The 20,869-nt window shown below is 48.2% G+C and carries 29 protein-coding genes and 1 pseudogene; 1 reads left to right on the top strand and 29 read right to left on the bottom strand.

What is annotated here, in order from left to right; all coding sequences use genetic code 11:
* Positions 1 to 2: 2 nt before the first annotated feature.
* The 17 genes from M2298_RS19320 to M2298_RS19240 all read right to left on the bottom strand — a co-directional run bounded on the left by M2298_RS19320 (position 3) and on the right by M2298_RS19240 (position 13,322).
* Positions 3 to 2,354: a phage tail tape measure protein gene (locus tag M2298_RS19320; protein WP_280648957.1), complete on the bottom strand. Its 2,352-nt coding sequence runs from the start codon at positions 2,352 to 2,354 to the stop codon at positions 3 to 5.
* 197 nt (positions 2,355 to 2,551) lie between these two features.
* Positions 2,552 to 2,983, bottom strand: coding sequence for a phage tail assembly chaperone (locus M2298_RS19315; protein ID WP_280648956.1), 432 nt, complete (start codon positions 2,981 to 2,983; stop codon positions 2,552 to 2,554).
* 37 nt (positions 2,984 to 3,020) lie between these two features.
* On the bottom strand, positions 3,021 to 3,422 hold the full coding sequence (locus tag M2298_RS19310; protein ID WP_280648955.1) for a phage tail tube protein: 402 nt from the start codon (positions 3,420 to 3,422) through the stop codon (positions 3,021 to 3,023).
* Between the two features lie 11 nt (positions 3,423 to 3,433).
* Positions 3,434 to 4,849 carry a phage tail sheath N-terminal beta-sandwich domain-containing protein gene (locus M2298_RS19305; protein WP_280648954.1) on the bottom strand — a complete coding sequence of 472 codons (1,416 nt, stop codon included), beginning with the start codon at positions 4,847 to 4,849 and terminating at the stop codon, positions 3,434 to 3,436.
* A complete protein-coding gene (locus tag M2298_RS19300) occupies positions 4,850 to 5,050 on the bottom strand; it encodes a YqzN/YkzM domain-containing protein (protein ID WP_280648953.1) in 201 nt (66 codons plus the stop codon).
* Entirely contained in the window at positions 5,022 to 5,507 is a 486-nt protein-coding gene (locus tag M2298_RS19295) for a hypothetical protein (RefSeq protein WP_280648952.1), read from the bottom strand. The genes M2298_RS19300 and M2298_RS19295 overlap by 29 nt, the downstream gene beginning before the upstream one ends.
* Positions 5,500 to 5,994 carry an HK97 gp10 family phage protein gene (locus M2298_RS19290; protein ID WP_280648951.1) on the bottom strand — a complete coding sequence of 165 codons (495 nt, stop codon included), beginning with the start codon at positions 5,992 to 5,994 and terminating at the stop codon, positions 5,500 to 5,502. The genes M2298_RS19295 and M2298_RS19290 overlap by 8 nt, the downstream gene beginning before the upstream one ends.
* Positions 5,994 to 6,380 (bottom strand): hypothetical protein, encoded by a 387-nt coding sequence (locus M2298_RS19285; protein ID WP_280648950.1) that lies wholly within the window; start codon positions 6,378 to 6,380, stop codon positions 5,994 to 5,996. The genes M2298_RS19290 and M2298_RS19285 overlap by 1 nt, the downstream gene beginning before the upstream one ends.
* Positions 6,368 to 6,685, bottom strand: a complete 318-nt coding sequence (locus M2298_RS19280) for a head-tail connector protein (RefSeq protein WP_280648949.1) — start codon at positions 6,683 to 6,685, stop codon at positions 6,368 to 6,370. The genes M2298_RS19285 and M2298_RS19280 overlap by 13 nt, the downstream gene beginning before the upstream one ends.
* Positions 6,669 to 6,842: a hypothetical protein gene (locus M2298_RS19275; protein ID WP_280648948.1), complete on the bottom strand. Its 174-nt coding sequence runs from the start codon at positions 6,840 to 6,842 to the stop codon at positions 6,669 to 6,671. The genes M2298_RS19280 and M2298_RS19275 overlap by 17 nt, the downstream gene beginning before the upstream one ends.
* A gap of 30 nt (positions 6,843 to 6,872) precedes the next feature.
* On the bottom strand, positions 6,873 to 7,859 hold the full coding sequence (locus tag M2298_RS19270) for a phage major capsid protein (RefSeq protein WP_280648947.1): 987 nt from the start codon (positions 7,857 to 7,859) through the stop codon (positions 6,873 to 6,875).
* Positions 7,860 to 7,873: 14 nt separating this feature from the next.
* Positions 7,874 to 8,572 carry a hypothetical protein gene (locus M2298_RS19265; RefSeq protein WP_280648946.1) on the bottom strand — a complete coding sequence of 233 codons (699 nt, stop codon included), beginning with the start codon at positions 8,570 to 8,572 and terminating at the stop codon, positions 7,874 to 7,876.
* Positions 8,547 to 8,780, bottom strand: a complete 234-nt coding sequence (locus tag M2298_RS19260; protein ID WP_280648945.1) for a ribosomal-processing cysteine protease Prp — start codon at positions 8,778 to 8,780, stop codon at positions 8,547 to 8,549. The genes M2298_RS19265 and M2298_RS19260 overlap by 26 nt, the downstream gene beginning before the upstream one ends.
* Positions 8,781 to 8,831: 51 nt before the next feature.
* Positions 8,832 to 9,740 (bottom strand): minor capsid protein, encoded by a 909-nt coding sequence (locus M2298_RS19255; protein ID WP_280648944.1) that lies wholly within the window; start codon positions 9,738 to 9,740, stop codon positions 8,832 to 8,834.
* Positions 9,737 to 11,290, bottom strand: a complete 1,554-nt coding sequence (locus M2298_RS19250; protein ID WP_280648943.1) for a phage portal protein — start codon at positions 11,288 to 11,290, stop codon at positions 9,737 to 9,739. The genes M2298_RS19255 and M2298_RS19250 overlap by 4 nt, the downstream gene beginning before the upstream one ends.
* A 15-nt stretch (positions 11,291 to 11,305) precedes the next feature.
* Positions 11,306 to 12,718, bottom strand: a complete 1,413-nt coding sequence (locus M2298_RS19245) for a terminase large subunit domain-containing protein (protein WP_280648942.1) — start codon at positions 12,716 to 12,718, stop codon at positions 11,306 to 11,308.
* On the bottom strand, positions 12,702 to 13,322 hold the full coding sequence (locus M2298_RS19240; RefSeq protein WP_280648941.1) for a hypothetical protein: 621 nt from the start codon (positions 13,320 to 13,322) through the stop codon (positions 12,702 to 12,704). The genes M2298_RS19245 and M2298_RS19240 overlap by 17 nt, the downstream gene beginning before the upstream one ends.
* 89 nt (positions 13,323 to 13,411) lie before the next feature.
* Between M2298_RS19240 and M2298_RS19235 the strand changes: the two genes are divergently transcribed.
* Positions 13,412 to 13,534, top strand: coding sequence for a hypothetical protein (locus M2298_RS19235; protein WP_280648940.1), 123 nt, complete (start codon positions 13,412 to 13,414; stop codon positions 13,532 to 13,534).
* Here the strand turns inward: M2298_RS19235 and M2298_RS19230 are convergent.
* The 12 genes and pseudogenes from M2298_RS19230 to M2298_RS19175 form a co-directional block, all read right to left on the bottom strand.
* A complete protein-coding gene (locus tag M2298_RS19230) occupies positions 13,531 to 13,764 on the bottom strand; it encodes a hypothetical protein (protein ID WP_280648939.1) in 234 nt (77 codons plus the stop codon). The genes M2298_RS19235 and M2298_RS19230 overlap by 4 nt on opposite strands.
* A 136-nt stretch (positions 13,765 to 13,900) precedes the next feature.
* Positions 13,901 to 15,193: a site-specific DNA-methyltransferase gene (locus M2298_RS19225; RefSeq protein WP_280648938.1), complete on the bottom strand. Its 1,293-nt coding sequence runs from the start codon at positions 15,191 to 15,193 to the stop codon at positions 13,901 to 13,903.
* Positions 15,194 to 15,414: 221 nt separating this feature from the next.
* Entirely contained in the window at positions 15,415 to 15,909 is a 495-nt protein-coding gene (locus tag M2298_RS19220) for a hypothetical protein (RefSeq protein ID WP_280648937.1), read from the bottom strand.
* Between the two features lie 43 nt (positions 15,910 to 15,952).
* Positions 15,953 to 16,909, bottom strand: coding sequence for a methylamine utilization protein MauJ (mauJ, locus tag M2298_RS19215; RefSeq protein WP_280648936.1), 957 nt, complete (start codon positions 16,907 to 16,909; stop codon positions 15,953 to 15,955).
* A gap of 528 nt (positions 16,910 to 17,437) precedes the next feature.
* Positions 17,438 to 17,830 (bottom strand): ArpU family phage packaging/lysis transcriptional regulator, encoded by a 393-nt coding sequence (locus M2298_RS19210; protein ID WP_280648935.1) that lies wholly within the window; start codon positions 17,828 to 17,830, stop codon positions 17,438 to 17,440.
* A 409-nt stretch (positions 17,831 to 18,239) separates the two neighbouring features.
* Complete coding sequence (locus tag M2298_RS19205; RefSeq protein WP_280648934.1) at positions 18,240 to 18,596, bottom strand: hypothetical protein; 357 nt, start codon at positions 18,594 to 18,596, stop codon at positions 18,240 to 18,242.
* Positions 18,589 to 18,954 carry a hypothetical protein gene (locus M2298_RS19200; RefSeq protein ID WP_280648933.1) on the bottom strand — a complete coding sequence of 122 codons (366 nt, stop codon included), beginning with the start codon at positions 18,952 to 18,954 and terminating at the stop codon, positions 18,589 to 18,591. The genes M2298_RS19205 and M2298_RS19200 overlap by 8 nt, the downstream gene beginning before the upstream one ends.
* Positions 18,954 to 19,505: a hypothetical protein gene (locus tag M2298_RS19195; protein WP_280648932.1), complete on the bottom strand. Its 552-nt coding sequence runs from the start codon at positions 19,503 to 19,505 to the stop codon at positions 18,954 to 18,956. The genes M2298_RS19200 and M2298_RS19195 overlap by 1 nt, the downstream gene beginning before the upstream one ends.
* Positions 19,477 to 19,905: a YopX family protein gene (locus M2298_RS19190; RefSeq protein ID WP_280648931.1), complete on the bottom strand. Its 429-nt coding sequence runs from the start codon at positions 19,903 to 19,905 to the stop codon at positions 19,477 to 19,479. Before M2298_RS19190 ends, M2298_RS19195 begins: the two co-directional genes overlap by 29 nt.
* Positions 19,865 to 20,323, bottom strand: a pseudogene (locus M2298_RS19185) (ASCH domain-containing protein). Before M2298_RS19185 ends, M2298_RS19190 begins: the two are co-directional and overlap by 41 nt.
* Entirely contained in the window at positions 20,320 to 20,568 is a 249-nt protein-coding gene (locus tag M2298_RS19180) for a hypothetical protein (RefSeq protein ID WP_280648930.1), read from the bottom strand. The pseudogene M2298_RS19185 and the gene M2298_RS19180 overlap by 4 nt, the downstream one beginning before the upstream one ends.
* Positions 20,569 to 20,603: 35 nt before the next feature.
* Positions 20,604 to 20,735 carry a hypothetical protein gene (locus M2298_RS19175; RefSeq protein ID WP_280648929.1) on the bottom strand — a complete coding sequence of 44 codons (132 nt, stop codon included), beginning with the start codon at positions 20,733 to 20,735 and terminating at the stop codon, positions 20,604 to 20,606.
* Positions 20,736 to 20,869: the final 134 nt, after the last annotated feature.

Here is a 20,869-nt window from a genome sequence, read left to right as displayed (position 1 = left end):
CTTTACTCAAGAACAAAATAACCAGTTCCTGCTAAAACATGTTGTAACTTGTCAGCAAGGGTATCCGCAATCTTATCAGATAGACTGTCTAGGTCTTCTTTACTGTTTACGCTACTGCTTTGAAGTGTCATTTGGATAGTTGGTCGGAAATCAACATACGTAGAACCTGAGTTTTGTCCTCCAACTGCTGTTTGAGCAACCCCTGTATTGGCGAGAGATGGTGTATAGCTTGGCACCTTGCTGAATGAATTTTCTATTGCTGAAGCAAGTGAATCACCAGAAGCCTCAACGCCGATCGCCATCGTCTCTGGGATAGCCATCCCGCTGTCTGTGAGTCGGGAGAACGGCCCCAAATCTGCGTCCGAGTGGGGCAAGAATTGATCCGCCCATTCAAATGCACTTGCAATTGCATTTGCTACTTCATCCTTCACGGATAAAATTCCGTCAACGATAGTGGTAATGATTTTTTGACCACTGCTGAATAACCCACTGATCCAGCCATCAAACCATCCATCTATCGTGGTAAAAGCATTGAAGAATGTTTGCTGGACCGTATCCCAAGCTCCCGACCAATCGCCAGTGATGAACTGAAGAAACGCTGTGAATATCCCTTTCCAGAAAGCGATCGTTGCATTCAAATATGCTGAGATACCTTCCCACACCGCGATTCCGGCGTTCTTTACCCATTCCCATCCGGCAACCAGATAGGCGCTCACCATGTCCCAGTTTTCATATAGCCACCAGCCAACAGCGATTAATGCTATTACTGCTGCTATTACAAGAAGAATCGGCCACAAAGCACTAATTGATGCTATTCCAAATCCTGTCATTGCTGCAGTCATTGTTGCAAAGCCAGCTGATACAGGCATCCAGATACCAGCTAGAAATAGCAAAGGACCTACCAGTAAAGCCAACACAGCAACTATCATCAGAAACGAAACAGCTACCTTTGTGATAAATGGATGTTCTTTTGTAAAATTACCAATCCCTTTAGCGATCCAAGCAAGGGAGCTTACAATCGGCTTTACTACATCCAGTACCGATTCACCTACTGGTTCGATGGCGAGCTGCATTTCGTTAGCCATAGCCTGCCACTCATTTGTTACCTGACCTACTATTTCGCTTGTCGTGCCCGCAAAGTCTTCAAGTGGTCCAGCATTAAGCATAGACATTAAAGTCTCGCGACCCATATCTTCATATTGAGTCCCGAAGACGTTTCCTAGAACATTATCTTGTAGCTTTTGATCCTTGATGGATGCGATACCAGCAGTTATGGCTAGAATAGCATTTTCTGCTTCTTTCCCACCCGCTTTGATTTTATCAAGCATCTCGAATAATTTCTTTTCTCCGAAGATTTCTTCTAGCGCCCCCAAAGCATTCTCGTCAAGCGCCTTATTCAACCGGATACCGAAGCCTTCTTTGAACGCATCGCCCAGTTTATCGAAATTGAACGCCTTGTCTGCTCCGGCCACAAACATACCCATCATCCGCTCGGCGCTGATCCCCGCCTCTTTAAACTGTGGCGAATACTCCCAGATTGTGTCGAGCAAGTCCTCTGCTTTGTCTCCCACTCTCTGATAAGCTACTGTAATCATATCCAATCCTTTTATTGGATCTGTAGCCCACTGGCCCTGCATCATGTCGAGAGCTCTAGCAATACCATCTTGATCAAGTTTCCCGAACGAAGCCTTTTCTAGCGATAGAACCCCTTCAGCAATCGCTCCTATTTGCTCATCTGTACCTTCAAGTAACTGCCTCAGCTTTCCGTATGATTCAGCAGCTTCTAAAGGCGCCTCAACAAGACCTGTGGCGTAGAGTTCCTTTACTGTCTCCGACATGCTCACCATCCGCTCATCAGTTGCCCCGACATTTGCCTGTAACATCCTGAGCGCTTGATCCATAGAGTTGGCTGCGACGGCAGCTACTGATAATCCAGCAGTAATGGCCGCACCACCAGCAGTTGCCAGCCCTCCAATTACTTCTAAATGGCCTGCTACAGCATCGACGTGATCTAAAGCCTCAGATGCCTCGTCTCCAGCTCTTGCGGCGTCACGTAAGGCGCGCTCTAATCGCGAAATCTCCTGAGTGTCGATATCCTCTTCGGCACGTTCCATACGCTCCAACTCTTGCCTGAGTCGTTCAGCCTCACGCTCAGCCTCACTGAGCGCATCGTCCAAATCTTCGATTGGTCCAAGGTCAAAATCGTCAAGCAAATCATCCAAGACATCTTCTACGTCGTTGGCGGCGTCTTCAATATCATCTAAACCATTCAGAAGTGCTCGGATACTTCGGAGGATATTAGTTAGCTGTCGAGTCATTTTATCTTGAAATTCTAACGTGGTCGTCACAGCCATCCGCTATCTGTTCCTTCCCTTGCTACGCCGTTTTGCTTGCTCTATTTTTTTCGCTTGTTCTGCCTTTTTTTCCATCTCCAAAGCTGTTGAAACAAGGACAAATTGTTTCTCTCGTTCCGGCAAATTTAGGATTGCAGATGGTACCATGCCTTTTTCCTGCCAAATATAAGAATAGAGAGCCAGATCAGGGCTCTCTTTTATGAGTTTTTTACTTCTTCCTCCGCCTCCTCATCTTCAGCGAAGTCGCTGATTTGAGCGATGGCCTCATACAACGAGTCAATTTCATTTGGACGGAAAATGCAAGGAACTGCATCAACAGCAGCTACTTTTCCATATTTCGCGAGCACCTGTTGGGAATCAATACGGAAATCGGTTCGATCCGTATCAATTCCGGCAATAATGATTTCGGCCTTATAGCGCAAATCATCAAAATCAACTTTCCGTTCTGCTTTGCTCTTTTTACCAGTAACGGATACTTTGATGGCACTCTTGCGAGCTTTATAGTACACGTCGCCGGATACAGTGCGAACAGGAAGCTTCACTTTCTTGCGTTTCCACTCCCATTCCCCTTTTTCTGCGGCCTGTGTGTTCATCCCCAAAAACTCTTCCATGGTCAAAAATTCACTCATATTATGCTGCCTCCTTCTGGGGTTCCCCCACCTCTATTTAGATAAATTCGTAGTCGTCGACTGTGCCTTCTAAGCTGGTGTCTTCGTCCAGTTCACCATGACTCCATTTCAACAATGCCAGTGAGTCTGGAGAAAAACCAGTTACCGCAACCCTGTACTTGCCCGCAACGGGATCATCCAGTTCACCAATGAAGTTCACTTTTTTCTCAGGATTTGCGGCGATTGCCACGATGAGTTCCTGAATATCTGCTGTACGTTCAAACGTTGCAGTCATGTTAACAGTAGAGGCCAGTACACGATGGCTTTTGCGTAGTCTACCAGCTCTTTTACTTTCTCCCTTCTCAAAGTCTTCGGTAAGCTCAAAACCAATGCATTCAGGAAGTTCTTTCCCGTTTTTATCGTAAAAATGCCCATGGGTGCCAGAAAAAGTTTCTGCCATGCTGCTTCACCTCACTTTGCTTGGTTGTAGATGTAGATTTTTTCGAGGGCATCCTGGTGCCGGAAGCCCGCAATAAAGTGGCCCGCATTGCGCGCAGGTGTGTAAATCGCGTTATCACCGTGATAATCCGGGTCTTCGATGTACTCATAGTCAGCAGCGATAACCTCCAGCGCAGCCAGCGGTCGGAATACTTCCTGCTTCATCATCTGGCAAAAGGCTGCACGGCGGGCAGGGCTGTTGCTGTTGGGCTGCTGACGAATCCAGTCCTTTCCTGCCTTTTCTTCGGCATGGAGGATTGTATGGAAGGTATCAGCCACGCGGATTTTGCCAAACTCTCTTGACTGATCGGGGCCGGGAATTGTCAAGGTGTTTACAGGCTCCTGAATGATGACCTTGTCATTGTCCATATTGAGCATCAGCACGCCAGCCTGAACCATATCGGTCAAATCCGTATCCGGGTCCCACTCCACTGTAAGCGACTCAAATGGTGTAATATACAAAGCCATGGTGTAGTTGAGTGGTAACGATGCCATAATCGCTGCTACATAGATAGCCACTTTTGAACTCGGATAGGTTTTGCCTTTCCACCGCGCTCCGCTACCTACGTTGACGACAGCCATGTGATTAACATCGGTAGATGCTTTCGTGGTTGCTTGTTTACTTTTATCTCTCGCCTCATCGCCACCGAATACAAACTTGATGTAGTTCCCCAGTACGTTTTGCTGCTTTGTCCAGTCTTCCGCTGCTGCATTTAATGCAGGATCAGCAATCCCAAGAGTAAACACACCATACTTACCTTTTTGAGTTGCCAGCGCGCTTTGATAGGTGGTATATTTTGTGGCCTCCACACTGGTTCCGCTGTTACCACCGCTCAAACTTACCCCTGCAGTTGAAGCAGGCAGCGTGTCAGTCAGTTTTTTCAGGACAACAAATTCGCTATCTGCAAAAGCAGCTACCAGCTCATCAACCGTCTTTCCAGTTCGGCTATCTACCAACTCAAATCCCCGATAAACGAGCAGTTCCGTCTGATTAGCATCCAATAAACTTGGTTGTACGACGACTTTCAATTTGTTGCCTGCCTCGCCTTTGTATTTGGCTTCAACTCGAAGCACATCTGTTTCTCCATTCTTCAAAACTACGCTTGCAGTAGCTGCACTATCCCCTGCCACGCGGTACAGCAATACCTCTGTTGGGAATGGATCTGCTGCCCAAATCAAATTAAATGCTTCTGTGATTCCGAAGATTTTCTCAGCGGAAATCTTGGACCGGACTGTTACAAACTCCCCGATTGGTCCCCAATCTGCGACAATCGGTAATGCAAGCTTTCCCCGATTACCGATTGTCGTTTGCTCCTTGATGAATGATTTTAAAAACGAATAGACACCAGATAAAACCTTATCTTCACCGGGCTGAAATTGTCCTGCCATTTACTTCACCGTCCTTTCTTTGAATTTCTTCACAAGCTGCTCTGCCTGCTCAACAGTCATCTCGTCTGGCGCATCAAAAAAGGCAGCGGTTGCTTCGACTCGGTTTACACCGAACCTTTGCTCCGCTACCTGCAAGATTTGTTCTTTTTTGTAAGCCGCCGCTTTTGGCTGGCTATTGTCCTGATCCGATTTGCGAACCATAACGCTTGTCTCCTTTCCTCAGCGTTTCATCATAACGTCTATGGATTGCTTCCAACTGGTCGTAAACTACCGGAGTGTATGGGATATAAACGGTGTACTTCAACTCCATTGGAAGGTCCAGCCCGTCCGGCTTGCTCATAGTCAAGCGGCATTCCCGCAGGTAGCCCACCTGTACCCTTTCCTCGTTGAACAATGGCAAGGCCCACCTCTTATCAGCCAAGTCTTGCCTTACTTGTGATACCACGCGCGCGAGTTGCGCCTTGTCCTTAGCCAGCAGGGCAAAGTTCATCGTGCATTTTTCCCGATAGGCATCCGCCCTTCGAGGTTCCGGGATACGGAAGGGCACCTCTACAAACCATGTTGGCCTCTTGAAGTCCTTTGGAATCAAAAGGTCCTCCGTTTGTATTTCTGTTAGCGAGTACAGCCAGTGGCGAACGGAGAGAACATCATCACCCATCGGGGAACAACCTCCTTGCCAAATCGTCGAGCTCTTCTTTTACCAACTCGTCCATGATTGATTCCACTTCTGCCTCTGATCGGGCAAGAAAGTGAACCCCAGGGATTCGTTTACCTTTGAGGACCATTCCCCCAGGATGATCAGGAACATAGATAAACTTTTCTCTGTCCCAATAACCCGGCACGAATTGCCCCTTCCGTTGTGTAAACCCCTCTTCTACGTAACGTGCATATGACAGATTAGTGCCGATCGTTACTTCAGCTCGTAATCCGCTCAACACCAGATCAAAAACGTTGGAGGCATGACCAATCGTGAGGGAGGCCCGTAGAATACCATCGCGCACGGGAACTCTATCTTGTGCTCCTCTTAAAACTTGTAAAGCAGATGCACGAGCGACCCGATCCATAGAAAACTGGGCCTCACGTTGTGATCGCTTTTTCACTCGTTTATATAGCCGCTCCAGCTCCTTCTTATTCACCTTCGCCATCAGATTTCTGGCTCCTTACCTGTAATAGGATCGACCTGGGAAATGACCACTTCAAAGTGATGCAAGCTCTCTGCCCCATATACAGGATAGGGTAGACTGACTTCGAACATCTTGCCAGCATACTCCGACTGTTCGATCTGTAGACGCATGCCCGGTTTCAACCCCTCGTATAGAGTGTGCATCAAGAAGTCTTGTGACGTTGCCTGCCGCCCTATAAGCTGCTGAATGCGACCAGGGGAACCAGATATCCTGCAAGGCACGTTCTGGGCTACTGTGCGCCATTCTGAGCGGTCTTTTCCTCCGGTGAAGGTGTCAGTCTCCCCCCCGACATCCAGAAGGGTAAATGAGTAGCACAGAAGCCGTTTGTATTCGCTCAAATCATCCACAGCTTCTGCCCCCGTTTCTTACTGTATTTCAAAATAATATCCTGCACCTTCGGATCGTTTGACGAGTAGGATATTGACTCCTGATAGTCCCCTTGCTTCACGCTGGTTACACGCTTTTCCTGCCCCATATCCTTCGCAACCATGGCCGTAGCCAATCGCAATTCTTCAGGCACCGGGTCAGGAAGATTCACCTGACCCAGCACATAGATGTTTGCATTCAGAACGACGGAGCTCAACTTGTCAGGCGACAAAGAAGCCAGTTCAGGAAAATGAGCCAGCAGCTGCTCGTTACTGAGGATTGTCATCGGTCGTCACAGCCTGACTGCCGCCTTCGTCATCCCCGGATGGGTCATCCGCAATCTTGTATTCATGCTGGGAGTAGACGACTTCATATGCCTTGCGACTGACTTTCAGTTTTTCTTTACCCTTACTGATCAAAAGGATGTCATTTGGCTTTTTCATTGTGGGGCAACTCCTTTCTCACTGAATTGATTAACCTACGAAGCCGACAGGACGCAGCACGCCAAATGCAGCTTCCTTGACTACCAGGAATGCCACTTGGAAAGTAGCTTTCAGCGCAACCATGTCCTGCTCAGCAAGAGAAAGAGGCTTACCATCTGCCGCATTGACGCTTTGCAAAGTAGCCTCCTTCAAGATTTCGTATTCGATTTGTTGCAAAATACCGACCTTGGACTTTTTGTAGTCGCCTGCAATGAGATCCGCTTTCGTTTTATCCCATGCTCCATTGCGGCAGTATTCGATCGGAAGAGCGTAAAGGGAATCTTCGGCAACCCCCTCGCGGACGGAGGTCAGATAGAGCGGATCGCCTTGGCTGTTTTTCAGACCACGCAGAGAAGATTTCAGGCCAAAGTGGGCAGCGAACGCGCGCGGCTCTTGATCATCTGCTTCGATCAAGGCCATAACACTGTTTACGTCATCCGCGAGGTTTTGCCCTGCTACCGATCCGCGGGTAAAGGTATTACCGGAGTTGACAGCAGCCGTGAGGATGTTGGTTGCAAACGGCGACTCCGTACCGATGAAGGCCGCTGCATCCAACTTGCTGTAGAACGCTTCGGCGATATACGGCTTAAGTTCTTCGAATACGTCAACACGTGGGCGGTTGAGTGCTTCCTTCGACATCGGAATGATTACACCCAATTTTTTCGCCTGCAACGTCACCTGGGCCCAAGTGGCCTTTGATGTTTTGATTCGCTCTCCCTCACCTACCCAGTAGGCACCTGGGCCATCGAGCAAGACTGGAATCTTCTTTGTGGCCGACGCCATTGGCTCCAAATCGGCCAGTTTCATGATCGCGGAACCGCGAACAACGTCCTTGATGATGTCCGTAGCTGTTTCATCAGGAATCAAACCAGTCAGCTCCGTGCTGAGAGTAGCTCCTTCGGCAAATTTTTGAATGTCAAACGAAAAGGCTGCGGCCATAGCCATTACCGGCATTACGCTCATTTGTTTTTTCATCATGGATAAGTTCCTCCTTAGATACGCTGCATTTTTCGCAGGTCAGTAATGTTTGGCATCGATGTTTTTTGTTGCGTGGACGTCTTGGCCTGTGGAGTGGTACCTCGTGGCGTGCCGTCTGATTTGAGCCACGGTTTCGACGTGATCAACTCGGACACATGCTTGTCGATGTTCTTGATCTTTCCGCTGTCGGTGACTTCGATTTTGGTCAGCTCAGCCAACCGGATCGCATCAGCCAGTTTGTCGGGATCAACGCCTTGTTTAATGGCTTCCACGATAAAGGCATTTTCAATGCGCATGGATTGAATGGTCCCATTGGCAGTCTTCAGGTCGGTTTCCCGCTCTGCCAGCTTTTGCTCGGCCGTTTTTTGTGCTTCCAGCTGTTGTTTATGGGCATCGACAATACCCTTCAGATCAGCAGCTTTCTCAATGCCCAAGCCCTTGAGGAAGTCGCTGACTGCTCCTTGCAACGCGGAATCGTATTCCTCTTTTGAGGTAAAGGCTACCGCAGGTTTACTGCCGCTGTCCCCTCCCTTATCGCCTCCTGCAGCAGCTTGACCGCCTCCTCCATCGGAACCAACAACTGCTCTGGTACCACCACCATTGTGCCCGGCCTGTCCACCTTGACCACCTCCATTCCCGCCGTCACCGCCACTAGCAGCACCACCTGCTTCGCTGAATCGTTGAATTTTAAAGCTCCATTGTCTCTTTTTCATGTTCACTTTCTCCTTCCTCAGATTGAATTTCCAAAGAAATGTATTCAGGGTATTGCTGTGCAACCGCTTGGATACCTAACAATGCTGTCTGCATGATGGTAGAGATTGCAGCACAGACAATGTCTTTACCGTGCTCCGCATAACCCGCGTGTCCTGCGGCATGAATCTTCATTTCGCCATTATTCAGGTACGCTTTGATCTTGATCACATCGATCTCGCCCCCTTTCAGGCCATAAAAAAACACCACGATTCCGTGATGCTACTCAGGCAATCCCTTTTCTTTTGCCCATTCTTTATAGGTGCGTGCAGAAGTGTATCCTCTTTCCTGATCAATTCGGTAAGACCGCTCTCGTTCCAACTTCTCCAAGACCTTCGATTTCATGACTGGTCGCCAGTAGGATCGGCAATTTGGATGATTTGGAATCCGTTCACCTTCTCGCCCTGGATTCTCCTCAGTGTCGTAATCCAAGGGAAACCTCTTGCCATCAAGCTTGCGACACTGGGAAGACGTCCGCTTATCCAAGGTCGCACAAAACTCTTTTTCGCTCACGATGTCTGAATTGGCTTGGTAGGCCATCGTTTGCCCTTTGGCGGCAGCCCGGTTTAGTTCTGTACGAGCAAGACGCTGAGCGCTTGACCAACTCTCTGATGTCCTTTTGGTAATTTCCTTCGCTGTTCGTGTTACACCCCACCCCTGAGCAGCACCTTGTGTGATTACATCCTCCATAGATGCTGCCAACAGATCAGTACGCATCCGAATCCGCTTGGAAAAATGCCTGCCCTGCCATGGTCGTTCCAATGCAGCAAGCACCATCCCCGTATTAATCAGCGGGAGTCGCACTTCTACTTGCGCATCCTGTTCAAGAAAATAGAGGTGATGGAACAGGCTGCGCTTGTACTCTGCTTCCCAAGTAATTCGTAATTGCTGCTCTTCTTCTAGGCGGAGTGTGTACAGGATTGATTTAATGCTTGCCATCACCTGATCCAGACGTGCAGCATTATAGATTAGGGAAACTAAGCCTTCGCCACTTTCAGCAAATCGAGCGTAAAGATCAGTAATTTCTTGCACAATGCTTTTATTAGCTTTGGAAAATAGCTTTTTCAGTTTGCCCCCATGCTTGTCGATTCTTGCTTCCAGTTCCTCTTGGTAACGCTCCTCTCTGCTCATGCAGCATCACCTTGCGGGTCATTCCCACCATTATCATTTTCGGGGCTGTCGCCTTCAGGATCATCGCCTTCATCTACAGCCATAGGGTCAAGCAACGCCATACGGCGCTTGGACTCGTCTTCCTGTTCTGCCAGAACCTTGTCGCGGGAAGCTTTCGGATCATCAATGAACGGCAGGAGCGTCAACCGCTCTTCATGCGATACCTGGCCGACAAGCTTGGTCACGACATCTACCATCTCTACCAGGTTGACAGGCATGTTTTTGCTGAACCGGATATCGATGTCTTGATAGTCCCATTGCTTTTTGTATTTGGCATTCAGCATGCCCGTCAGGATACGGATACGGTTTCTAAACCCTTTTCCGTACTGGCGCATTTTCAGACCAGCTTTGATGTCCGCATGGTAGAAGATTATCTTCAAGGCAATGCCAGAAGGTGCGGAGCCTACTTGATCAGGTCGCAGATGTGGCGTTCCCGATTGATCGAGAATTGATTCAACCAGTCGGTTTATGGTGTTTTCCTCATGAGTATCTTGAAGGTCCCACGTAATGGGCACAGCCTTACCTCCGATGAGGATTTGAGAGGTTGCCCACATTTTCGCAAGATACTGCTTTTTCCTCTCCGCGTCGGTGATCAGATTTCCCTCTTCGTCATAAAGCAGCAGCTCGTCCAAATCGAGGTCTTCAAACAGCACCTTCGGATTTTTGAAGTATTCCTGGACATTCACCTTCCCGGTTACCGCTTTGTTTATCGCATCCATTAGGTTCTTCAGATCAGCAAGATCGCCCATGCCTTCAATCAATCCATTGTCACGGTATTGCTGGTGTTTACGCCGCCGATTCACGTAGTGCGTCCATGGTACGACTGGTTTCTGCTGGAGCTTCCCGTCTTGATCCTTTGCCAATACAGTTACCTGATGGGCGACCGGATTGACTTCTCTACTCGTATCCAAAACGAGCGCGGCGCCCTCCTGTCGAAGATAGGTAATCTCGTTTTCGTCGTACACCTCGACTATTAGCGATTTTTCGTTTCGCTGCATGTCGGTCAGAGAGTAATAGCGGATGACCGCGATCAGCTTTGCCTTCACGGTCGTATCATAAACAGCAATGCACTCATCCGTTTTGAATTCGGTCATGCAAATCTGGCCGTCTTCATCAAAATAATAGTATTCAAAAACCTCCCCATCGATAGAGCCGTCCTCTATCAGTTCATAGGACAAACTCTCTTCATCGTTGTCTACTAGAACCGCCTGCAGCTTTTTCGTAAACTCATCCATGCCATCTTTTTCAACGTTGGCCGTATAACGGATAGGGTTGCTGGCTATGTAGGCCGTCCCAAAGTCGACGATCTTCCGGGCGAAGTTTACCACAATTCGGTTATTTGGCTTGCCCTTTTCCTCCGGCAGCTTCAGAATGTCGTGGTCACCATCGACGTACCTCCGCATCAGGGAGTAGTCCTTTTGCTTGTGTTTGGAAATCAGATCAGATACCCAGCGCCAAGTATTGTTGGCTTTGTTTTCCTCATAAAACTGCTCAAGCAGCGTTATTTGCACGCTTATTCACCCCCTTTACGCCGCATCGTCGGCAACCTTCCACGGAATCACTTTGAACCGGGCTATCAGTAACTGATGGAATGTCTTGCTGTTCCATACAAGGTACCGCAGCGCGTCCATTGAGTGATCGTTTTCCTTTAGCGGAATCTCCGCTTTTTCACCTGAAGCTCCTTCTGGATACCTGTAGTTTGTCAGCTCCTGAATCACATCTTTTAGGTGATCGCTGATAAAGATATTTGGCCGCCCGTTGTCCGTTTTCACCGTAAACAAAGATGCAACGGCACGGATACCAGGCTTCAGATGCTTCTTGGCCGCTTTTGCCGGCAGGCCATTCGTCTGATAGGTCTTGATGTTGCTCGGGTCCTCCTCGTCACACCAAAACAACCTGATCTTCCACTTTTTCATCAGTTCTTTATCCTGTGCCACCCAGCAATTCGGATCACCCGGGATGAGGATTTCCATCTGGCGTTTGTAAATGGCATCGACGATCCACAGTTCACCGTTGGCTGTCATGGCACCAACCAATGTGACGCCGGGATTTGTGAAGCCCCAGTCCTTACCGGCCTCGACCAAAACAAAATCGCCGTTTTCAAACTTCTGCCGACACAGTGATTGCGGAACAACGTGAATAGAGCGGTCAAACTCTTCATACACCTGCCCAAAAAACACATCGAACCGGGCAAATATCTCCCGGTCAACATATCGCTTCGGCATGGTCTCAATCATGCGCTGTATATTCCGCTGCAGCTCAGGCAGTGGATTGTCCTTGCTGGTCCAGTAGAAGTTTCGCCATTCTGGATCGTTTCGGTACTCTTCCAAATGCCCTCCAGCTAACGTGTGTTGACCGTTCAAGACGATTTCATGATAGAACCAGTTCATTCCCTCAGGCGTGGTCGTCCAAACGCTCCAGCCGCCTTTATCAGCGAGAGCATAGGAGAGATACCCACTCCATGTATCTGCCTTCATTTTCGACGCCTCATCCAGCCACACCCCACTCAAACCTTTACCAACAAGTGTTTTCGGTCTGTCGGCGGACTTGAACTGAATGAGAATGTACCCTTTCAGCCACACTCGATTTTTGGATAAGTCCCAGTTCTCGATCATTTCCTCTGGAATGACGGCAGCCAGTTCCTCCTGCTGAATCTCTGACATGGAATAGGTCGGTGACACACACCAGTATTCCAACCGCGGCTTTGGCTTTTTCATTACCTTCAAGTTGCGTGGGGGCTTGTATGGCAGCCCCTTGTCCGCCTCGATGTCTGCCAAGATGTTATCGAAGAATTTTCGTGCGCCCACATTCGTCTTCCCGCCTCGACGCCCACAGTTCATGACGACATTTCGAGCGTCGGACTCCATCACTTCTACTTGCTTCGGATGAGGGGTCCAGCCCTCGAATGGATCAAGGTCAAGATCAAGCACCAGGCTCACGTGACCACCTCCGAACGGTGATTTGCTTCTCCGGACCGCCACCGTTGCTCAGCAGTTGCGCTTTGAGCTGTATCGCCTTCAACTTTTTGTCTTGGACTCTGGTCAGTGCTTCTTCCAGAGCCAGTATGTCCTCGATCGCTCGGTACTCGGTCTCTTCGATCTCTGTTGTGACCAGTTCATTCCGTGAAAGAACCACTGTTTTCGAGTGACCGGACTTGTCGTCATGAACCTGGACAGGCTCTTTTATGGTGACTCGCTCCTGCAGGATGCGCCGCTGCTTCTCGGTCAAACCTTTTTTCAAGTCGCGTATGCGGATCATCATTTCCCGCTCGCGCCAAGTAAACAAACGGATTTCTTCGTCCGCCTGCTGCACTGGATCGAGATTGATCCTGTCAAGCACCTCGGCTTGCTCTGGGGTCAGGGCATCCATCCAGATCGATTGATGCTCGCCCGTTTTGACTGCGTTTGTATTCCGCTTTGGTGCGCCGCCCCCAGCTCCGTGAAACCGACACACCTCATAACCAGGCTTCGCCCAGTTTTTGCATTGTTCGCCGCGCTGCTTGCTCCGCGCTTTGCATCGCTGCTTGTCCGGGTTTCTCGCCATCTACATATCCACCACCTCATTCATGGGGTTGTTTTCAAAACCAGCAAAAGTTTCTACCGATGTCACCCTTTTATGAGGGGGTGATTCACTTGGTACGAATAATCGTAAATCTCATTGCGATCGCTTTGCTCTTGCACTACATCGAGACGCATCCAGTAGAAACAGTTCTTGCAATGGCCGCAATTATTTACACGTGGCTGAAAGGACGTTAGATTTCTACCTTTTGCAGCTCAATGTCCAGCTCTATTAGCTTTTTCAGGTCATCAACCGACTTGATCTCGATGTGACCCGACTGAAAGTCCTTGACCCATTTTGCAATGGCAGCCTTTACGACTTTTCTGTATTGCTCCTTCGACTCCAAGATGCCTTCCATCACTTTGACTTCATGCTGCAAGAGAAGATCAAGAGAGTCAACGGAGGACTGTTCTATTGTTGTTCTCATTGAGACGCCCTCGGCTTTCCGGTAAAATGGAAAACGAGATAGTGGCTATGAGGTTCCGTGGCCACGGGTTTCCACTATCTCAGCCGGGGTGACCCGGGTGCAGAGGGGGACGTTCGCGCGTCTCCCTTTTGCTATTTTAAGCAGCTTCCTGCAACCTACGAATTAGCATTGGCTCTATGCCAGTTGCCTCGAAAAATCTGCGTTTGATGACATCGCAAAACTTTAGGTCTAGCTCCATAGTTCTGCAGGTACGTCCCATCTGTTCGCATGTCATTAGTGTTGATCCGCTGCCACCGAAGAGATCCACCACAACATCATCTTTCTTGCTGCTGTTCCCGATCGGAATCGCCAGGAGTTCGAGTGGTTTCTGTGTCGGATGAACATATTTGCTCACATCCCCCCGGGAAACCTCCCATATTGTTTCGGGAACAGGTTGCTCCTCTGCAAGACCCGCACGCCAAACAGTTGTCTGCTTCCGATCTCCATACCAAGCCGGGGCCTTCCCTTTCAGATGAGCATAGAACACTGGCTCATGCTTGAATTTGTACTGCGAAAAGCCGAAGCTGGCTGCATTCTTCACCCAGATGCACTGAGTCCTAACAAGCATGCCAACTTGATTCATTGCGTTTTCAAATTCTCGTTGATACCGTGACGGGTGGAATACGTAGATCGCCGCTTTTGAGTCCATTATGGCCGTATAACTACTGAACACCTTCCGCAAAAATTCCTCAAATTGCTCCATGGGCATATCGTCGTTCATGATGCTTTCCCGCCCATCTGCAGACAACTCGGCTGACTCACTCTGAAAAGCGACGTTATACGGAGGGTCTGTTACCACCAAATCAGCCTTTGTACCAGCCATGAGTGTCTGCACATCATCCAGGCTTGTAGAATCTCCACACATGAGAAGATGCCGCCCCAGCTGCCAAATATCTCCTTGCTTCGTTTCGGGCTCCTTGCCCTCATTTAGCGCCTTCTGGATATCGAAATCATCCTCGACAATCGGAGCTTGAACCTCGATGTCTCCATATTCACTGAGCAGTGCTATGACTTCCTCTTCGTCGAAGCCAGAAAGGGTGATATCCAATTCGCTTTCTCGAAGATCGGCAAGCACCTGCGCGAGCTTTTCGTCGTCCCAATGCCCGCTGATCTTGTTCAACGCGATATTCAAAGCCTTTTCTTGGATTTCATCCAAGGTGACGGCCGAAACGACTATTTCCGTTTCTCCTTGCTCTACAAGGATTTTGAAGCGTTGATGTCCTCCGACGAGGTTACCAGTTCGTTCATTCCAGACGAGCGGCTCGACGTAGCCAAATTCTTGCATCGATCGTTTCAGCTTTTCATATTCCGGGTCACCAGGCTGCAAGTCGACACGCGGGTTATACGGAGCTGGGTTGATCTTTGAAACAGGGATTTTTCGTAGATCCAAGCCTTTTTCTCTCCTTCGTGGCGATAGATATAAGAATTAAGAATATTGCCAGCCCACAAACTGCTGAAATCCTTGACGCTGTAAGTTTAGAGCGGTGTTTTGGTGGTGTAACGAAACGACTACTATTCCGACGAAAAAGTATATGTATCTTTTCACCGCAAAAAAGCGTGTTCGTCCTTAGAGCCACAAGGTTTCATACGCTGTTAGCTTCTGGCGACCCCCTAGTCCAAGTTCGGGTCTTCGCCTGCCTCCGTGATCTCCTGTTTGAAGAGCTGCAGGAGCCACGCTTCTGCTGTCTTCCCGTTGAGGGAATATAGTGGATTAATTGCCAGTGCTGCCCGGCCATCCAAATCAGTCCGGCGTAAGACGTGTAGCTCAATAAGCGTCTTCACGACCTTCCTGGCCGTAGGATAAGAGCAGTCAGCTATGCGGGCAAGGTCTTTGACTGTAAGTGGCGTCCCCTTTTGCCCGCGTTCATTGTCTCCCAGCAGGAGATTTGTTCCCTCGCTGGCATAAGGAGCGATCTTCAACAAAAAGCCAGCCTCAGCGAGTGACAGCTTCCTGAGCCGTCGCTTTGCCTTCTGGCTGGCTTTGATCTTCACGAATTTTGCGCTGCGTCCAGCTGGACGGAAAACCTTGACGATCTCATCAGAGCGCCGGAGGATTTGCTCCTCAAAGAAAACTTCTCCGGTATTTGGGTCAACAAATTGTCTCACTACATCTCGCCCACCTCCATGAAAAAAAGCACCGCGCGGGTGCTTAGGGAATCGCTCTGATAGCTAGCTTTACAATCTCACAAAGATTTTCAACTTCACTTTCAATTTCAGCCGTTACTTCAGTTAAATCTGAATTGTTCTTGGTATGACCAACCTGATTTCGCAACCACGTATAAATTGTTTCCATTGCTCCATTTTTTCTTGGATTGGCAGTTGGTCTATCTTTTTTCGAATCCCAATAGGCTGACTGCTTAATAAAGGAATCAATTTCTTGTTGACTTACTGTGTCTTTCTGGTTGAGATCCTCTAATGCAAGCGACAAAATACTATAGAGAAACATAAACCTTGAAACTGGCTCAGTATTCTGCATTGCGGCTTTAAAAAGTGGCAGGTAACTACTTTCAACGATTTTAGAAGTTAATTCATTTTTAAACTCTTGAATCTGTTTTTCTGTAAGAGACCTTTTAACTGTCAATGAAGCATTAATTTGAGAAATACCAATCGCTTGTCCTGGAATGTTTGCATTTATCAAATACGGATTTCCAATGCTTGTATTAAATTTAAACGAAATAAGGTCCACAATGTAATTTAAAGGTTGTTTTAACAGTGTTTCTGCTTCAACCAAATTTTTAACATTTTGCATATAGAACCTGATAAACATTTTGTTAATTTTTGAGTTCTGGTTTTCTTCAATAGAAATCTCCACTTTGTTAATGTCAGGAAAAATATTCTCAAGAACAATTACTTCATCTAACCAAAGCTTGTGTATCGAGCACTGATAGGTAATATCGCTTGCCATTAAAAATCCTCCTCCCTTTTTCACAACCAATCCTACCATAAATTTCAAACTTTGTGTGACTACAGCCGCACTTCTTTCGGCAGGGGCCGCCGCCGCGAGCCAATCCTTATGCCTGTTGCGGTCACAGACTGTAGGAGGTGGTGCAGATGGGCCTGCAAGCCCGAACCAGCAAGTTTGCCCCTTACTTGCCGTTAATGACACGTCCACTGCACTCTTGGGGAGGATCGGCGTATCGAATATGAGAGGTACTGGACAAGGGGCGAGGGGCCGGAGCCGTAGGTCTCGCATGTAATCCCCTGTCCGGTATTTCCCAGATGTATATTGTCGCTCTCAGCGTTCACCCAGGCAGAAGGGAGTCAAGTGATACGTGATCGCGACGAACACAATCTACAAGGTTTAATACAAAAACCTTGTTCCTCCGTAGCGTCCGCCGCACCTGACACTCACCAAAAAGTAAGTGTGCATGCTCTTACCGTCATGCGCGCATATAGGACTCCTGCTGCTCTGCCTGGTCGACTACAGCTATCATCATCCCTACGTTTCGCCCCGAGTACCGTTTTGATAAGGGAGGAATCCGGTATCTCCCAAGGGGCGTTTTTGCTTGCCCTTGACTCAAGATTACCGATCCTCGTTGGTAAAAACGTCCAGCAAAATATCCCTGATTTTGTCCGGGTTTTATCCCGTTTTTTGTCGGGATTTTGTCGACAGTTTTATGCATAAAAAAGGCACTCAGATCATACCGAGTGCCGTGGCAATTTGAAAAATCGCCTCTTTCTTTTTTAAATAGTATTGGTCTTTGGTCAGGCCCAGCTCCAGGTAAACATTGATATCCTTCACCCGCGTCGTGCTGAGGTACTTTTCTTCGATGATCCGCCGTTCCACTTCATCCAGCGAGTATTGCAGTGCCCGCTCTATTTGGCCGGCTTTCAGCTCGCTTATCGTTTCTGTCTGCTGTAGTCGTGGAAACAACTGACTTATGCCCTTCTCCTGTAGCTCCTGTTTATTTTTCACAGCAACGCGGAGGGCTTTGTACTCCTTCAGTTCTTTCGCAACTGCTTTTCTGACTTCCGTCTCATTTACTGGTTGCAGAAAAGACAGCTGCTCTTGTATTTGTGCGCTCATTCCTCGATTCCCCCTCGCGGCAAGCCCATGTTATAATTTTCTTGTCGAAGGAAAATTATCAGGCTCCCGGTTGGGGGCTATCTTTTTAGGAGGTATTGCTGTGCCTGAAATCCACTTCTCACCTGAAATTACAGACATAGCTTTAATTGGAACAATTGCTTGTTTCGCTTTAGTTTATCTTTGTTGGAGAGCCAAGCGAAATTGATTACCTTTAACCACGATTTCTATTTTAGAACGTGGTTATTTTTTTCTCTCAACTCTAGAAATTTTTTGTAAAATTTAAAAACACGATGCTGGACCAATTACCAAAACGTGATAAAATTGATTTGTAGAAAGTTTGTGACGTCCATATTGTCACATCCTGCCGCCTAAATTTAAAAAATAGGCGGTTTTTTCATTTTCTCTTATGTTAAACAGTGATCTTCTTTATCTCTTCCATCAGCTCATCACCAAAGCCGTCACCATCGATGTAACCTGCTCTGTAACCTGCTTTTACTGCTGTCATGAGGAAGTGCAAGCTCTTTTTCAACCTTACAACCTCCGCCTCTGCCGCATCAGCTCTTCGAATCCAGTACGGCAGCGCGGTGCGGGCTTCTGCGATAAGCCGTCCATCATGCACGCCAGCACCAAAGCTATCTGTGAAGCAAATCACTTCTTGCTCTGGAATGCTGACAATAGCCAGCGAGTATCTACCATCCGTTTGTGTATGCCATGGTCCATCTGTAGCTGCCTCGCACACCTGCATGTCTTTTTCTGCGTCACGCATGGCTTATCACTCCTCTTGCCATAAGGTACACCAGTGCTACAGCGTGCGGCGCTGTCGGCAAAGCTTGCTCTGTAGAGTAGTCCATCTGATATTCGCCATCGTCAAAGCTGTATGCGCCGCCATAATACCCGCCATTCAGAGAGTGCGAGTATTCGAGGTAGATACCTTGCTTCTTCGCTTCCTCCACCAGCACGCCCATGCTGCCCCAGGTGGTTGAGAACTGGGGGAGCAGTCCCTTATTCTCCCCACTGCTGTTATCGGTGCCGCCTACCCAAACATTCGGTATGCCATTGTAGTAAACGACTTGCCACCCCAACGCCTCGGCCACTTTCACATCAAGCTCACGTCCTGCCTCCATTACTCGGACACCTCCAGCAACTCAGGGTTCTCGTTAATTCTTTGTTTTATAGTTGTCCAATCAACACCGAAGTGTTTCGCAATAAAGTTAATAGATTTTCCTTCTGATAGCAGTGTTTTCAGTTCGTTTATTGGGATTTTTCGCCTTTTCTTAAGCTTCACCTTTCCGGAACGCGCCCTGTTTGCTTCGGAAATCTTTCGCCGATGCTCGGAAGAAAACTTCTTCCCTTTGTTATGCAAACTTTGATGCCCTGGTCCGATCATCACCGACAAATTCGATTGTAACGCACAAAGCTTTTCGTGATTCAAATGATGCACATACTCGTTAGATGAAAGCTTCCTTCTCATCCAATACATCATTAAGAGTCTATGAACGTGGATTTTTTCTTTGTGTATCGAAACGGCAGGGTATTCACCATGAATGAAAATCTTTTTTGTTCCTAAGACAGGTTTTTCTGAATACCATAAAATAGCTTTTTCCAGTTCGCTTTCATCAACAATACAATTACAAGTGTTGATGAAACTAATCGGCTTTTGATGTTTCACGGTCATTAAGTAATCCACCGTCCTCCCATACATTCCCGATGACTTCACAACAGCGTTCCAACGAGTCAGACACCAGTTCCTGAAAATGTTTTCCTCTTGCCATAAAGCGCGCATTTTCGGAGTCCCATTCAACGGTGTAGCGATATGACAGCCCGCTTGTTTCGGACGTTTTTCCCAGGATATCCCCCTCGTAAATCTCACGGTCGTTCTTGTCGCGGAGGCCGGTGAATTGCATGTACTGGAGATGGTGAAGCGTCTTAAATTCTTCCTCGTTCTCTGTAATGTCGGTGGCTACAATACCCACACTGTTGAAAGTGAATACAACCGAGTCCTCTTCTCCTAGGTAATACATTTGATCTTTAACGTTATCCCACGCCCGAAACTTGATCTCCCGTCCTGCTTGCATCCCGTTCCCCTCCCCAATTCCAAAGTCCCTGATGCCCTTTTACTGGCACCGGATTGATCTCCTTTACATCCGTCATCTGCCAAGCAAACCTTCCTCAGTGTCCGTCAATCGGTATCATGGCGTCGTCCGCGTCCCGGTAAGCTGCTACCTGGCCTGTGCCCGGGGTAACGATCCGCAGGCACTCTTTAAGGTTGGCTGTCGCCACCACCGCGCCTGTTGGCAGGTTGTCCGCCGTGTATCCGTGGTTTGCCAGCACGCTGCGAAAAGGCTCCTTCTGGCACACTGCCTTGTCCACTTTCTTAGCAGCGTGGATGGCGATGGGGCCACGGTACTTTGTGGCCCAGCCTCGTGTTTCAAATCGTTTTTCCCCGAGAGCGATCAGTGTCGCCCAAGGCTGGTGGATGGTGAGTGCTTTCATGGCTTTGCCTCCTCTACAACCGCCTTCGCCCAGGTTGCAAATGCCTGCAAGGTAATCTCATATTCACGATCACGTACATCTACGCGTCCTTCTGTGCACAAGTACCGAACCAGGCGCTCCTCACGACCTGTGTAAACGTAGTGATCGGTGTAAATCGCCAGTACCTTCCGAACCGTCCGGTATTGGCTGCCTTCTGGATGGCCGTTCGAATACGATTTTCCGCATGCGATTTCAGACTTTTTCAATGTCGTCCCTCCATAGATACAAAAGTAATGTTTTGTTAATCAGCTATCGCAACAACTTCATGAAACACTTCCGTTTCTTCATAGGCACATATCGCAGCTTCGTAAGCATCCATTGGTGAATCGTATGTTGCCATCACCATTTCGCCCACTTTGATTGCATATTTCATGTCACATCCCCCTCCCATTTATCAAAACGATTGTTGTGTTAACGATGCCACCGGGCTACCTTTCGTGATACCCAGCCCTCTTTGATTGTTTCTTTCAACTCAACAGCCATTCTGTCATGTCCGTTCAACTTTGC

Origin of the sequence: Brevibacillus sp. 1238 (assembly GCF_029892995.1) — a bacterium.
Taxonomy (GTDB): Bacteria; Bacillota; Bacilli; order Brevibacillales; family Brevibacillaceae; genus Brevibacillus; species Brevibacillus parabrevis.
The sequence above is the reverse complement of the archived record's forward strand: the minus strand, read 5'-3'. Positions and strand labels throughout refer to the sequence as shown.

Coding starts and splice junctions, on each gene's coding strand:
- M2298_RS19320 (WP_280648957.1), bottom strand. CDS start 2,354: ATGGCTGTGACGACCACGTTAGAATTTCAAGATAAAATGACTCGACAG.
- M2298_RS19315 (WP_280648956.1), bottom strand. CDS start 2,983: ATGAGTGAATTTTTGACCATGGAAGAGTTTTTGGGGATGAACACACAG.
- M2298_RS19310 (WP_280648955.1), bottom strand. CDS start 3,422: ATGGCAGAAACTTTTTCTGGCACCCATGGGCATTTTTACGATAAAAAC.
- M2298_RS19305 (WP_280648954.1), bottom strand. CDS start 4,849: ATGGCAGGACAATTTCAGCCCGGTGAAGATAAGGTTTTATCTGGTGTC.
- M2298_RS19300 (WP_280648953.1), bottom strand. CDS start 5,050: ATGGTTCGCAAATCGGATCAGGACAATAGCCAGCCAAAAGCGGCGGCT.
- M2298_RS19295 (WP_280648952.1), bottom strand. CDS start 5,507: ATGGGTGATGATGTTCTCTCCGTTCGCCACTGGCTGTACTCGCTAACA.
- M2298_RS19290 (WP_280648951.1), bottom strand. CDS start 5,994: ATGGCGAAGGTGAATAAGAAGGAGCTGGAGCGGCTATATAAACGAGTG.
- M2298_RS19280 (WP_280648949.1), bottom strand. CDS start 6,685: ATGACAATCCTCAGTAACGAGCAGCTGCTGGCTCATTTTCCTGAACTG.
- M2298_RS19275 (WP_280648948.1), bottom strand. CDS start 6,842: ATGAAAAAGCCAAATGACATCCTTTTGATCAGTAAGGGTAAAGAAAAA.
- M2298_RS19270 (WP_280648947.1), bottom strand. CDS start 7,859: ATGATGAAAAAACAAATGAGCGTAATGCCGGTAATGGCTATGGCCGCA.
- M2298_RS19265 (WP_280648946.1), bottom strand. CDS start 8,572: ATGAAAAAGAGACAATGGAGCTTTAAAATTCAACGATTCAGCGAAGCA.
- M2298_RS19255 (WP_280648944.1), bottom strand. CDS start 9,740: ATGAGCAGAGAGGAGCGTTACCAAGAGGAACTGGAAGCAAGAATCGAC.
- M2298_RS19240 (WP_280648941.1), bottom strand. CDS start 13,322: ATGGCGAGAAACCCGGACAAGCAGCGATGCAAAGCGCGGAGCAAGCAG.
- M2298_RS19230 (WP_280648939.1), bottom strand. CDS start 13,764: ATGAGAACAACAATAGAACAGTCCTCCGTTGACTCTCTTGATCTTCTC.
- M2298_RS19210 (WP_280648935.1), bottom strand. CDS start 17,830: ATGAGCGCACAAATACAAGAGCAGCTGTCTTTTCTGCAACCAGTAAAT.
- M2298_RS19205 (WP_280648934.1), bottom strand. CDS start 18,596: ATGCGTGACGCAGAAAAAGACATGCAGGTGTGCGAGGCAGCTACAGAT.
- M2298_RS19200 (WP_280648933.1), bottom strand. CDS start 18,954: ATGGAGGCAGGACGTGAGCTTGATGTGAAAGTGGCCGAGGCGTTGGGG.
- M2298_RS19195 (WP_280648932.1), bottom strand. CDS start 19,505: ATGACCGTGAAACATCAAAAGCCGATTAGTTTCATCAACACTTGTAAT.
- M2298_RS19190 (WP_280648931.1), bottom strand. CDS start 19,905: ATGCAAGCAGGACGGGAGATCAAGTTTCGGGCGTGGGATAACGTTAAA.
- M2298_RS19175 (WP_280648929.1), bottom strand. CDS start 20,735: ATGAAATATGCAATCAAAGTGGGCGAAATGGTGATGGCAACATACGAT.